General features: G+C 50.7%; 10 protein-coding genes. 2 read left to right on the forward strand and 8 right to left on the reverse strand.

The window, feature by feature from the left end:
* The first annotated feature begins 45 nt into the window (after positions 1–45).
* Positions 46–936 carry a LysR family transcriptional regulator gene (locus WMO65_RS12035; RefSeq protein ID WP_033140619.1) on the forward strand — a complete coding sequence of 297 codons (891 nt, stop codon included), beginning with the start codon at positions 46–48 and terminating at the stop codon, positions 934–936.
* On the opposite strand, the gene WMO65_RS12040 is transcribed toward WMO65_RS12035, so the two are convergent.
* The 4 genes from WMO65_RS12040 to WMO65_RS12055 all read right to left on the reverse strand — a co-directional run bounded on the left by WMO65_RS12040 (position 933) and on the right by WMO65_RS12055 (position 6193).
* On the reverse strand, positions 933–2483 hold the full coding sequence (locus tag WMO65_RS12040) for a hydantoinase/oxoprolinase N-terminal domain-containing protein (protein ID WP_148391583.1): 1551 nt from the start codon (positions 2481–2483) through the stop codon (positions 933–935). The genes WMO65_RS12035 and WMO65_RS12040 overlap by 4 nt on opposite strands.
* Positions 2476–3576, reverse strand: coding sequence for an S-methyl thiohydantoin desulfurase family protein (locus WMO65_RS12045; protein ID WP_148391584.1), 1101 nt, complete (start codon positions 3574–3576; stop codon positions 2476–2478). Before WMO65_RS12045 ends, WMO65_RS12040 begins: the two co-directional genes overlap by 8 nt.
* Positions 3577–3674: 98 nt before the next feature.
* The gene (locus tag WMO65_RS12050) at positions 3675–5294 is read right to left on the reverse strand and encodes a PucR family transcriptional regulator (RefSeq protein WP_148391585.1); all 1620 of its coding nucleotides are present in this window, start codon (positions 5292–5294) and stop codon (positions 3675–3677) included.
* Complete coding sequence (locus WMO65_RS12055) at positions 5291–6193, reverse strand: RluA family pseudouridine synthase (RefSeq protein WP_187370526.1); 903 nt, start codon at positions 6191–6193, stop codon at positions 5291–5293. The genes WMO65_RS12050 and WMO65_RS12055 overlap by 4 nt, the downstream gene beginning before the upstream one ends.
* Before the next feature lie 287 nt (positions 6194–6480).
* Between WMO65_RS12055 and WMO65_RS12060 the strand changes: the two genes are divergently transcribed.
* Positions 6481–8340: an ATP-dependent nuclease gene (locus tag WMO65_RS12060; protein WP_033140509.1), complete on the forward strand. Its 1860-nt coding sequence runs from the start codon at positions 6481–6483 to the stop codon at positions 8338–8340.
* Positions 8341–8383: 43 nt separating this feature from the next.
* On the opposite strand, the gene WMO65_RS12065 is transcribed toward WMO65_RS12060, so the two are convergent.
* The 4 genes from WMO65_RS12065 to fliB form a co-directional block, all read right to left on the reverse strand.
* Complete coding sequence (locus tag WMO65_RS12065; protein ID WP_103733032.1) at positions 8384–10285, reverse strand: sensor domain-containing diguanylate cyclase; 1902 nt, start codon at positions 10283–10285, stop codon at positions 8384–8386.
* A gap of 79 nt (positions 10286–10364) precedes the next feature.
* A complete protein-coding gene (locus WMO65_RS12070) occupies positions 10365–10748 on the reverse strand; it encodes a hypothetical protein (RefSeq protein ID WP_033140511.1) in 384 nt (127 codons plus the stop codon).
* A gap of 2 nt (positions 10749–10750) precedes the next feature.
* Positions 10751–11707 (reverse strand): tRNA dihydrouridine synthase, encoded by a 957-nt coding sequence (locus WMO65_RS12075; protein ID WP_148391587.1) that lies wholly within the window; start codon positions 11705–11707, stop codon positions 10751–10753.
* Positions 11708–11736: 29 nt separating this feature from the next.
* A complete protein-coding gene (gene fliB, locus WMO65_RS12080) occupies positions 11737–12837 on the reverse strand; it encodes a flagellin lysine-N-methylase (protein ID WP_033140512.1) in 1101 nt (366 codons plus the stop codon).
* Between the last annotated feature and the right edge of the window lie 8 nt (positions 12838–12845).

The raw sequence follows: 12845 nt of genomic DNA on the forward strand, positions 1-12845 counted from the left end.
TGTCCGGTCTGTAACACGGGAAATGTCTGCAGAGAAAGGAATTTTATGAATACCGTACAATTAGAATGCTATATGGCAGTGGCGGAGAATCTGAACTTTGCCAGAGCCGCCGAACAGCTTCATATAACACAGCCCGCCGTAACCCATCAGATCAATTCTTTGGAAACCGAACTGGATGTCAAACTGTTCAAGCGGACCACCAGGACAGTGGAGCTCACGTCCCCGGGATGGGTTTTTCTCGGATACGCCAGGGATATCCTGGCAAAGACAGCCCAGGCCAAAAACAGACTTGCCGGACATTTTGAAGATCAGATACAGCCTTTTATCATAGGATGCCACAGCTCTTTTGAACTGACTATGCTCCCGGAGGCGCTGCGGCGGCTGACCAAGGCATATCCCCAGGTGCATCCTGACATTAAGATGGTCCCCTCTCAGGCCCTGCGAAACCTGCTGCAGGAGGAAACCCTGGATGTGATGCTGGGCTTCGGGGAGGATAAAGAAAAGAAAAAAACAGGCACTTATGTGGAACTGATCAAAGCGCCTGTAGTGTGCGTGACAGCAGATGACCACGCCCTGGCCAAAAAAGATACCGTCTCCATGGATGAACTGCACGAAGGCCGCCTGGTTCTCTGCGATCCTCACAAATCCTCCCCCGTGATCACGGAAATGCAGGGAAGCCTCATCAGCACACGGCCTCCCTCCCAGATGTTTTTCTGTGAAAATATAGAGTGTGCTCTGGCTTTTGTAAAGGCCGGCCTGGGCTTTACCATTCTGCCGGACATGCCTCTCATGAGAAGCGGGGAACTCTGTTATATTCCCGTAAAAAATGCAGCACCGGCCTCCTTTGGACTTTATTACAAAACCCTCCAGAATAATCCGGTGCTGCGCAGTTTTATACGCATTATGAAAGAATGCTCACAGGTACAGAAGCTCTAACCCAGATCTCCTGCCGCCTTTATTTTCACCCGGTTGGTATTTCCCGGATAGTAGGCAAGAGGGACATCCTCCACATCAATGATCTCCACAGTCTCCTTTACGGCGCCCGCATCCACAGCCATGGCTATGGCCTCTTTCCTGGCCTGTGCAAGCGCCTCCTCTCTGGGAACCACATCAAAGTCCAGAAGCTTTTCATAGGTTCCGCTCACTTTAGAGATGGCAGAGCCGATGGCATTGGCTGTCTGGGCATGTTCCGGGTTTACACTGCGGCTGGTTCCCTCCAGCTCCTTTGGAAGAATGATGGAGCCGCCGCCAACCATGATGACCTCCACATCCTGACTGGATACCTTCATGGCATCAATGCCTTCCTCCACCATTTCTTTGATGACATCCATAGCTTTTTTCGCAAAATCCGGGTCAATATGGGATACCTTCTCCCTGTCTCCGATCTCGGCCATTCCAAGCCGCACGGCAATATCCGTGGCTGTCATCACATCACCGCCGAACACAAGGGCCTTTTCCGTAATGCGGTACCCCACACTGTCAGGCCCTACCGTCACCGTGCCGTCCTCTTTCTCATGTACGACAGAACCGCCGCCAAGGCCGATGGAAAATACATCCGGCATACGGAAGTTGGTCCGCACGCCTCCGATGGTCACGGCAACACTGGATTCCCGCGGAAATCCGTTCTGGATAACGCCTAAATCCGTGGTCGTACCGCCCACATCGATCACCACCGCATTCTGGATCCGGCTCAAATAACTGGCACCACGGATGGAGTTGGTGGGTCCGCAGGCCACTGTGAGGATCGGATACCTTTTGGCGTAATCCATGGTCATCAGGGTACCGTCGTTCTGGGACAAATAGAGTGCTGCGCCAGTCACGCCCTCCTCCTTCAGGCTTCTGGCAAACCCATCGGTAAACCGCTCCGCCACTCTGCAGAGCGCCGCGTTTAAGATCGTGGCATTTTCCCTCTCAATAAGACCCATGGAACCAATCTCGCTGGATATGGAAATGCGGACATCAGGCCCCATGATCTCCCTGCAGATCTGCGCCGCCCGCAGTTCATGGTCATTGCGCACAGTGGAAAACACGCAGGAAATGGCTACAGACTCCACTTTTCCCTTTATCTTTCGGAAAAATTCTGCTGCTGCCTCCTCATCAAAAGGAGCCAGTTCCTTTCCGTCATACTCAAATCCGCCGCCTATGACTGCCACGGACTTAGCAATGGCCCTGATATCCTCTGCCCAGTCCACCATAGGGGGAATCCCCAGTGTGGCCGGCGCTCCGATGCGCAGAATGCCGATAGGCGCCAGATGCTTTCTCTCCACAATGGCATTGGTACACTGGGTAGTTCCCAGCATAGCCATGGATATCTCTTCTTTATTCACACCGGAGACCTGTAAGATCTCACGCACGGCACACACAATGCCGTCGTAGATATCCTCCGAAGTGGGATGCTTGATTTCTGCCTTTACCTGTAAATCCTCATTGATCAGAACCGCATCCGTATTGGTTCCGCCCACATCTATTCCCAGCTTATACATCTGTGCGTCCTCCTTTGCAGCGTTCTTCCAGTGGAATATAATCCGTATCGCAGCCGAAATACCGCGGTCCCACCAGCTCCAGTCCGGCCTGGCTTCTCCACATTTCAAAGCATTTCAGCCCCACCAGCATGACTCTCTTGCCGTATTTCAGCGCATCTGTGGTGACCGGAGCAAAAGTTTCCGTGTCCACAAGGCAGATAAGGTCCGGCACGGTAGCCAGGATTTCCCCGTCCACCACTGCTGTCAGGTTCTCATTCTGGAATTCCACATAGGCCTGTCTGCCTCTGTATTCCCCAATCCCTTCCAGGCACACCTTTCCGAAGTTGAATGCCCCCCTGGTCTCCCGGAGCACATCGCCGATCTTTCCTTTAAAGAGTTTGAAGCCCTCTGAAAACCGCAGGAAATTTTCCTCCGGACTCCCCTGCTCCATATCTTTTACGCAGCGGATCGCCTCCCCCAGCCTCTGGCTTCTGGTGACGATATGCTTCACAGCATATTTTTTAAGCTCCGCGCCGCTCATACAGTACAGGGCCACAGAAACAGAACCGCCGCAGCTCATGGTCACGGACCGGGCCAGTTCTTCTGTCCATTTGTTGGTGATCGTATTGAAAATGGCGGAATTTCCTTTCTCATCTGTGAGAGCCATAGGGCTGGCGCTCATGCCGCCCATGGTAAATGTCACCATCTGCAGTTCCGGAAAAGCCCGTCCCATACCGTCCGCGTCCACCATGGGAAGCCCCATTCTGGCGGAGGCCGCGATGGGAAGCATACTGTTCACCCCACCTGCCTCAATGGGCATAAAAGCATAGACTTCTTTTCCGAAAAACTTGGAAACCATATCATAGAGCACCCGGTACTCTTTGCCGCCGATCCCCTTTTCTCCCAGTATGGTGGGGGCTCCCATCATGGCAATGGGCACGACCAGCGCGTCATCCGGCACCTCCCCGGGGTCTAACAGTGTGACCGGGCCGCATTCCCTCACCGCTCCCATAGCCACCAGCTTTCCTATGTAGGGGTCTCCGCCGCCGCCCGCGCCTAAAAGGGCAGCACCCATGGCGATATCCTCAATCTCTTCCAATCCTATTTTTCTCAAAATCCCATCTCCAATCCAGCGGCACAGGTATCTCCTGCCGCGCGTTTTGTTTTTTTCTATTATAAACGCTTTTTCTGCCGTTGTAATTATGGATTGGGTTAAACTTCCCCGCTCTCTTTTGTCCTTTTGGACAAAGAAGAGTCCCGGAGCAGGCGCAGAACTGCTGCCGCCTCATAGAGACGCCCCGCTTCCGGCATTTTCTGTATTCTGAAGCGGAAGAACTCGTGGAGCTTTCCCACCCGGTATTTGATGGTATTTTTATGTACATATAACAGGTCAGCCGTGCGGGCAATATTGCTGTCTGCATCCAGAAGAAAAGTTTCCAGTGTCTTATAAAGCTCCTCGTCCTGCTCTTCCAGCCCTTTCAGACAGGCGGTCTTCTCCAGTATTGCTTTCTCCCCTGCGTCCAGAATCTGCCTGCAGGCGCCTGCAAACTCCAGCTCACTCCCCGTCAGAATATGGCGGCAGGGAAAGATGCAGCCCGCCTCCTCCGCGTATTCTGTGCAAAGAAGAAAAGCGCTGCGCACCTGTGCCGTATTTTCAAGCCCGGGGCAGCTTATGAGGCGCATCTCTTTGTCCCCCTCCTCATAGAAAACCTCCAGAATCTGTTCCTGCTCCATTCTGGTGCGCTCCTGTCCGGTAAAGACAACGCCCTTTCCCTGATGGATGCCCGCTATGCAGATATCATAATACTGTTCCAGAAATGTGCTTGCATGCCTCACCTTCCTTTCCAGATTCCGCTCTTCCTTCTTTTTCCTGGGCAGAAGGAGGAGCATGTGGTGAATGGATTTCACATCGATCCGGAATATTTCCGCAAGCCTGCGCATTTTCACCGGTTCATCATTTAAGATGGCTTTCAAAAGCTCTCCGGTTCCCACATTGCCGTATCCTCTGCTCCAGACACCGATGAACAGCCTTACCGCCTCAGCGGCCTGCAGGCAGAGCTGGGCATGCAGTTTTTTGTCCTCACGGACAAGGAAAAGAGTAAGCCCCGCATTGTCAGCGTCTTTCACCGGCGCGCAGAACACCCAGCGCCCGGAGGGAAGCCGCTCCATCTCCTTTGACGCGCCCGGTGCCTCCCCGCCGTAAAACTGCTCCAGCTCCTCCATAGAGGATTCTCCCGCCTGAGGCCACACAGCCAGATTCACAGGGCGGAAGCGGCTGTCAACTAAAAAGAGGGAACAGCGCAGCCTGTCACTCAGCATCCTGACCACAGATTCCACGGTTCTCTGGCTCTCGGGAAGATAACCGAACCGCTCTAACATCTCCCCCACAAGATAGGTATCCCGCTTCTGCTCACTGATTATGGCATGCATAACCTCTGTGATCACCTCACTGTAGCGCAGGTCCATGCGGTTTTTCGGCATACAGATAAGGACAAAGCCCAGTTCGTCCGCAAGGGCCGCAACCTCAGGAGCAATGTCCTTTAAGAAAATTCCCACATAGTATAAGATCAGCCCCACTTCCCCGCCCTCATATAGCCTCCGTATGGTGGCAAGCTGCAGCGGGACATCCTCCCTTGCGTTGATAAATCCCGTAATGGCAATCTCACCGCCGTAAAAATCGCCGGGGAACAGGTCATCATTCAGCATCTGGGGATTGGCGTATTCCAGGACAGAAATGGATGTGACCACTTTTTTAAGTCCTGACTTCCCCGCTGCCACTTTGGCACCTCCAAGGGAGGGCAGCTTTAACAGGTCTTCCACCGTAACACTCATTTTATCTCACTCCTCTTTGCCTCAAGGCACTTCTGCATATCGTCGGGAAAGGCAGCCTGTATCCGTATCTCCTCTTTGGTAAAGGGCTGGATAAGTGTCACCCGGAAGGCATGCAGGGCAGCCCGCTTCATGTGCTCCGTATTTCCTCCGTACAGACGGTCCCCCAAAAGGGGATGCCCTATCCAGGCCATATGCACCCGGATCTGGTGCGTGCGCCCTGTTGCAAGGCAGAGATGTACCAGAGCACAGTCCCTCATTTTTTCCACAACGCGGTATCTGGTCACCGCGGTCTTTCCCTGAGGGGAGACACACATGCGCATCAGTTCTCCCTCCGCTTTGTCTATCTTCTCCGTAATGATCCCCTCATCCATTTTGGGAACGCCCTCCACAAGGGCCAGATACTTTTTTTCAAATGCCCCCTGCTGTTTCTGCTTTGCCAGTCTCCCTGCAGCCGCCTGGTTTAAGGCAAACACCACAATGCCTGAGGTGTCCTTGTCAAGCCGCCCCACGCTTCTGACCCTGGCCTGCACTCCTTTTTCCCGGAAATAAAAGGCCAGCATATTGGAAAGGGAATCCGCGTAATGCCCATGGGAGGGGTGCACCACAAGACCTGCCGGTTTGTTCACACAGAGCAGATCCTCATCCTCATACAAAATATCCGGTACTCCCTTTCCCGGCACCAGTTGGGAGGAGCCTGTGTGCGCCTCCTCCAACTTTACTTCCACTTTATCCCCGGCTTTCAGTTCATGGGTAACTCTCGCCCTGTTACTGTTTACCCGGATTCCGTCCTTCCTGAACTTTGCCTGTTTTATCTGCCGCTTTGTAAGTTCCATATCGTGAAGCAGAAAGTCTGACAGACTGCAGTCTCTCTCTGCCGTTTTACTCCATATCTTTTCCATTTGCTCATCCCTGTGCATGCTCGTGCTTTCCTCTATCTGTCTTTTTTATTCTAGCAGAGTCCGGCAAATGCGTAAAGAAAATAAAAGAAAACCTCTTTCAGAACCCCTCCTCCCGTGATAGAATGGATTTATAGCAATAGAGAGACGGGCAGACGCACACAAAATGCAATAAATTGCATTTTGGCGCTGGCTAACTCGGGATTTTGCTTCGCATCGCGCAGCATCCCCTTGGGGAAAACATCTCCCGTGACATTGGCCGTGAACAGTAACCAAAAGGAGACTTTATTATGCAGATCAGCAGCCTTCACATCAGGAATTTTAAATACATACGGGATATGGAGATTCGGAACATTGAAAACGCCCTGATTCTGGTGGGGAAGAACAATACGGGAAAAACCTCCGTTCTGGATGCTGTCCGGGCGGTGAGCGGCTCTTACCGGATACGTGAATGTGACTTTAATGAAAAAAAGCAGAGGATAGAGATTACCATGACTCTGTCCATCTCCAGGGAAGACCTGCAGATGCTGCACCACCACGGACGCGTGAGCGTGTACCGCAGATATACTGCCTGGTATGAGGATTTCTGCAAAAAGCTCCCCTCCTACCAAAACGGAAGTCTGACCTTTACCTACACAGTCAATGTGCTGGGACAGGAACGCCTGAGCGACGGCCGCGAAAAGCACAACAAATATATCCGTCAGGTACTGCCCCAGATTTACTACATCGGAACCGACAGACGGCTGGAGCAGCTTCAGAAAGATCTGCTGGCCTTTGAGGAGGATGAACAGTTAAAGAGAATGCGCCTTGATGTCTGCCTGTTCGAGAGCAGCAAGCACTGCAGCCGCTGTTTCCAGTGCATCGGCCTGATCAACCAGAAACGCCCGGAGGATCTGACCGCCTTTGAGACCGCAAAGCTTCTGGAATACAAACTCTGTCAGATGAATCTGACGGACTTTGCAAGGCGTGTCAATACCAGTTTCCACAGAAACGGCGGATTTGATGAGATTCGCTACACCATGCGCTGCAACATCGACGAAATGTGCTCCGTTACGGCAGAAGCCTACAACACCAAGCGCAGCACATACACCCCGGTGGAACATATGGGAGAAGGTATGCGCAGCATCTATATGCTCTCTCTTCTGGAGGCTTACACCCAGGACAACAACAGGATTCCCAGTGTGATCCTGGTCAAGGACCCTGAGACGTTCCTTCACCCGGAACTGCAGAAAAAAGCCGGGGAAATTTTGTACCGTCTGTCCAAAAAGAATCAGATCCTGTTCTCCACCCACTCGCCGGACATGATCTTTAACTTCAGCAGCCACCAGATACGGCAGGTTGTGCTGGACGAACAGTATTATACCATTTTACGGGAGCGGACTGATATGAACCGGATACTGGATGATCTGGGTTTCAATGCCAGCGACCTTATGAATGTCAGCTTTGTCTTCATTGTGGAAGGCAAACAGGATAAAAGCCGACTCCCCCTGCTTCTCCGGAAATATTACTCGGAGATCACCGCCCCGGACGGCAGACTGTCCAGAATCGCCATCATCACCACCAATAGCTGCACCAACATCAAGACATATGCCAACCTGAAATATATGAACCAGATCTATCTCCGTGACCAGTTCCTCATGATACGCGACGGAGACGGCAAAAACAGGACAGAGCTGGCTGCACAGCTCTGCCGCTACTATGAGGCCAGGAATCTGGAGGATGTGGACCATCTCCCGAGAGTCACCCCGAAAAATGTGCTGATCCTCAAATACTATTCTTTTGAGAACTATTTTCTCAACCCCGCTGTCATGGTTCAGATCGGCGTGCTGGAAAAGGAAGAAGATTTTTACAGAATCCTCCTGGAAAAATGGAAAGCCTATCTCTATAAAATAAAGAGCGGGCGCCATCTGACAGAGGAGCTCGGATTTGAGATACAGACAGAAGAAGACCTGAAAAACCATATGGAGGAATTTAAGATCTATATGCGGGGCCATAATCTCTTTGACATCTTCTACGGACCTTACAAAGAGAAGGAACAGGAACTTCTGAAACGCTATATAGATCTGGCTCCCAGGGAGGACTTCAGGGATATCCTGGATGCTGTCGACCATTTTATCTATTTTGACAGCAGGAAAAAGCAGGAAAGTTAAAACACAGGCGCCGCAGATAGGATGTGAATCTGCGGCGCCTGTATTATTCTTTCTCTTCTGTTTCAGGGGCATAGAGGGCATATCCGCCCTTTCCGCTCCGTTTTGCTTTGTAGAGAGCCGTATCCGCCCTGCGGTACAGCTCGTGGAAATTCTCGCTGCCATTAGTCATAACAGCTCCGATGCTGCCGTGTACCGGATAGTCATCCTTTTCCCCTGTATAGAGGGAATCCCACTTCTTTACAATGGCATCCAGGATGAGGATGAGCTGATGGCTGCTCTGCACATTGATGAGAAAGACCATAAATTCATCTCCGCCGATTCTGCCCACAATATCCGTGGAACGGAATGTCCTCTGCAGAGCATCCGCAAAGCGGACGATCGCCCTGTCCCCCTGGGTATGCCCCAGCGTGTCATTGATACGTTTTAAGTTGTCCATATCCACAATAAGGAGCGCACAGACACTGCCTTTGTATTTTCTGAGGGCATGGGTGACAAGTTCCTCTGTGGCCATTTTGTTATAAAGTCCTGTCATGGAATCTGTCTCGGCACGCAGCCTGAGTGCCTCTTTTTCCCTCATATTTTCATCTATGTTCATCATTTTGCCCAGAATGCGCACAACTCTTCCTCTGTCATCCGCAAAGATACTGGTGAGCACTGAAAACCAGATATAGACGCCTGCAAAGTTACAGAAACGAATGTTCCGCGTCATAACCCCTTTTTTGCTGCTGAACTGAGGCAGTATCCTGGAAAAGGCGGTGACATCATCCGGATACACCCATTTCCCGTCCAGAAATGACTGGTAATCCGGCTTTATGCCGAGTATCTTCTCAAAATTTTCGTTGAACTCCAGTGTATGGTCCAAATTGTTGAGTTCAAATACCAGCACATCGGAATCCCTGGCCAAAAGCCGGAATCTCTCCTCCGAGACTTCCAGCTTTTCCTTCTCCTCCAGAAGCTTCTGTGTCTGTGCCCGCAAAGCCTTCCGCTCTGTTCTGAAGAGATAAAAGATCAGCAGAAAACCAAGCAGAAAAGAGACTGCGAAGGCAATATTGAGCCTCGCTGCATAAGTTCTGACAAAGGCATAGGAGGAATCCACCTCCCCCCGCTTCATGGCAGATAAAAGTGTCCATCCGTTATATCCGAAGGGTGTCTGTGTCACATAATACTCCTGTTCCCCTTCCTGTATAAGGGATACCAGTTTCTCTTGGTTCTTGGCTGCCTGCTGCATATCCTCCACGGAATGACCGTCCAGAAAGGCTTCGTTCTTTGTCTTTTCATATATGTTTTCCAGGCTCTTATCCCCTACCACCATCTCCTCATCTTTGGAGGCCACTATGACGTCTCCCTGTCCGTTGATGAGAACACTGGCATCATTTCGCTCAAAATTGTCATGCAGGAACAGGGTCCCGAACTGTTCTGCCGTATAAGAGCCGCAGAGCACGCCTGTGATCTCCCCCTGAGGATTTTTGATGGGAACAGCCAGCAGAACACAGAGGTATCCGTCTTCGATACTGGAGATAAACGGCTCTGAGATCGTCTGTTCCCCTTTCACAGCTGCCTGGAACTCTTTCAGATTTTTGATGTTCCTCTGTATTCCCTCATTGGTCATTCCGTTTCCATTCAAATCCGCCATGGTAATGCGATAAAACTCCTGGGTCTGCCGGATGGCATCGGCTGCGTTCAGGAAGGTCTCTGTATCCTCCATCCCTGCCTGCCCCAGATAACTGGCAAAGGCGCCCAGGGAATCAAACTGGCCGGAAAGTACAGTTCTCACATGATCCGCCTGCTGCTGCGCATAACTTTCCAGGGTCGCGTGAATCTCTTCGTTCACCCTGCGGCTTGTCTTCTGATTATAATTCAGCACTGCCACTGCAAGAAAAACTGCCAATACCGCAAACACCCACAGTGTCTGCTCTGCCCGTGTATGTTTCCTTTTTTTCGTCATACATGTACCATACTCTTTCCTCCGCTCATATTTCCTTGTACAACTAGGCGTATTTCACATTTTTCTTTTGTTTATTCTGTCAGAAACGGTTCTGCTCCATGTTTTCCATTTTTTCCTTTGTGAGAAGAAAAATCTTAACCTCTGCCTCGTGACCGTCCAGTTCCTCCTCTGTCATTCTGCTCAAAGCGGCCACTCTGCTTTTTCCATCCCGAATCTCCCACATGGCATCTTCAAAAAACAGGTCTTCCCCCTCTGTCGTCCGGCCCGTATCCGGCATGGCGCGAAGCGTAACGGTAAAGGAAGATATGCCATGCTCCATACTGCGTCTGTGTATGGCAGCCTTCTCCAGTGTCTCCTCCTCAAAAGGATATTCCCTGAAAAGTTCTGCCAGGTCTGCCATGCGGACAAACCCTCTGAAATAATACTCATTTTCCTGTATCGCCTGCTGCAGTCTCAATTTCATAGTCATCCCTCATTTCCGCCCGGCATCCGCAGTTCTCTGTCGCAAAAGAGGGCATCCACTGCTGCCCTGTATTCATTCAGATGCTGGGCCTTTTTTATTTTCTTTGCGTATTTCGCGCTGTCGGGAAACATATGTATCATGTAGAACCAGAGTTCTTTCATCTTAAACAGCACATTTCTGTCTCCTGACATGACTTTCTCATATTCAGTACAGAGGATGTTGTGAAATTCCCGAAATTTCTCTTTATCCGGCAGTGTGCCCTTCGTAATATGTCCCGCAAGGTCCGGGTCTGTGAGCATTCCCCTGCCAAGCATCACTGTCTCCACCTGGGGAAACCGTGCTGTAAATGCCTCATAGTCTTTCTTCGTAAAAATATCCCCGTTATAGCAGACCCTGTTCCTGCTCAGGGACAGGGCATCTGCAAAAACATCCAGATTCGGTTTGTTTTTATAATAATCTGTCTGCAGTCTCGGGTGAATGATCAGCTCCTCCATGGGATATTTGTTGTAAATCTCTATCAGCTCGTAAAACTCTTCTGCATCCTCCATACCGATTCTCGTCTTAACGGAAAGCTTCAGATCCAGTGTATCAAAAATCTCATCAAGAAATTTTTCCAGCAGCTTCTGCTCTCCCAGGAATCCCGCGCCTCTCATTTTCGTCACAACGGTCCGGGAAGGGCATCCCAGATTCAGATTGACCTCCTCGTATCCCATACTCTGCAGTTCCAGAGCTGTCTTCACAAAATCCTCTGCGTTGTTTGAAAGAATCTGGGGCACTGTGTACATTCCCCGGTTATTTTCCGGCAGGACATCCTTTAACTCCCTGGAATTAAAACAGCGGTTCCGGTTCGGCATGATAAACGGGGTAAAATATTTATCTATGTTATTATAACATGAATACAGGGCATTGCGGTAGATATATCCTGTAATTCCTTCCATTGGCGCAAGATAAAATCTCATAGTATTTTCTGTCTTCCTCCCGGTCTTATTCAAGTCTTATGTTCCTCCAGCCATCTCTCCAGCACTTCCAGATTCATGTCAGAGTGTTCCACCTCCCTGGCATATCGGTACGCAGTCTCCACCACATCCTGAAATTCCAGCTTTTTCCCCTTTTTCAGCCATACCAGCATAACAAATTCCTGAATCCATTCCGTGGAAAATACAGCCAGAGCCATCTTGGAATAGACAGCATCGTCGTACACCGCACCGCAGAAATAGGTATATACAAAGAACACCATAAGCTGTTCTCCCATCCGTTCCCACTCCCCGCGTACGCTGCTCTCATACCCAAAGCTGCGTTCAAATTCCCCGCACAGATCCAGATAATGCTCCTCCCCGTTTTCATAGAGATTCTTCCAGGCATCCGAAAGCAGGGTGCCCCACTCGCTCCTAAGCCGCTCCAATTTCCGGAACACGGAAAATTCCTGCTTTCTTCTGGCGTACCGCCCTTCCTTTTCTATCTCTGCACCGGTGGGATGGCGGTATTTTTCAATCACCTGATCTATGGCGAAAAATTCTTCCCGGTCTATGCATGCCTGGAAATCCTCCGCAAGAAAAAGCACCTCCCGCATCCGGATCCGCAGGTCCTTTTCCCTATCTGTAAGGATTTGAAATATCACATCCCTGGCATCCGAAAGCAGGGTAAAAAGGAAAAAATCAAAGTCCTCAAACTCATCTTCCTCCTCTGTCTCCCAGGTGATAAATTCCGCCTTCTCCCTGCAGGAAAGAATCATTCTGGCAGCTTCGGGACAGGACAGCGTAAGGGAAAGTTCCCGCAGATCCTCAAATTCCTCCACATGCCTGGGATACATGCTGCAGGTGGCACATAGCCCCTTCGGGCCCAGTTCCCTGTAAAGGTCACAGAGGTTTTCCTCGTTTAAAAACGCACAGCGCCTGTCATACTGATAAAAGCATCCCTCCATCCAGTCAATGGAATTTCTGAGCCTTCTGCCAAACTCTCCCTGCACATTTCCATAGGTCTGCAGTGACTCCTCATCAATGACAATCTGCCATCCGGCGCAGCAGGTAGCCGGACAAGCTCCGGCAATACAGACAAAATCGTCATAATAGCCGGGTTTTATATATCTCATATTGCGTC

The sequence above is a fragment of the Blautia caccae genome (assembly GCF_040095955.1).
Classification (GTDB): Bacteria; Bacillota; Clostridia; order Lachnospirales; family Lachnospiraceae; genus Blautia; species Blautia celeris.

Excerpts from the sequence above, each read along its gene's own strand:
- WMO65_RS12070 (WP_033140511.1), bottom strand. The coding sequence starts at position 10,748 with ATGAAATTGAGACTGCAGCAGGCGATACAGGAAAATGAGTATTATTTC.
- WMO65_RS12035 (WP_033140619.1), top strand. The coding sequence starts at position 46 with ATGAATACCGTACAATTAGAATGCTATATGGCAGTGGCGGAGAATCTG.
- WMO65_RS12050 (WP_148391585.1), bottom strand. The coding sequence starts at position 5,294 with ATGAGTGTTACGGTGGAAGACCTGTTAAAGCTGCCCTCCCTTGGAGGT.
- WMO65_RS12060 (WP_033140509.1), top strand. The coding sequence starts at position 6,481 with ATGCAGATCAGCAGCCTTCACATCAGGAATTTTAAATACATACGGGAT.
- WMO65_RS12055 (WP_187370526.1), bottom strand. The coding sequence starts at position 6,193 with ATGGAAAAGATATGGAGTAAAACGGCAGAGAGAGACTGCAGTCTGTCA.
- WMO65_RS12065 (WP_103733032.1), bottom strand. The coding sequence starts at position 10,285 with ATGACGAAAAAAAGGAAACATACACGGGCAGAGCAGACACTGTGGGTG.
- fliB (WP_033140512.1), bottom strand. The coding sequence starts at position 12,837 with ATGAGATATATAAAACCCGGCTATTATGACGATTTTGTCTGTATTGCC.
- WMO65_RS12040 (WP_148391583.1), bottom strand. The coding sequence starts at position 2,483 with ATGTATAAGCTGGGAATAGATGTGGGCGGAACCAATACGGATGCGGTT.
- WMO65_RS12075 (WP_148391587.1), bottom strand. The coding sequence starts at position 11,707 with ATGAGATTTTATCTTGCGCCAATGGAAGGAATTACAGGATATATCTAC.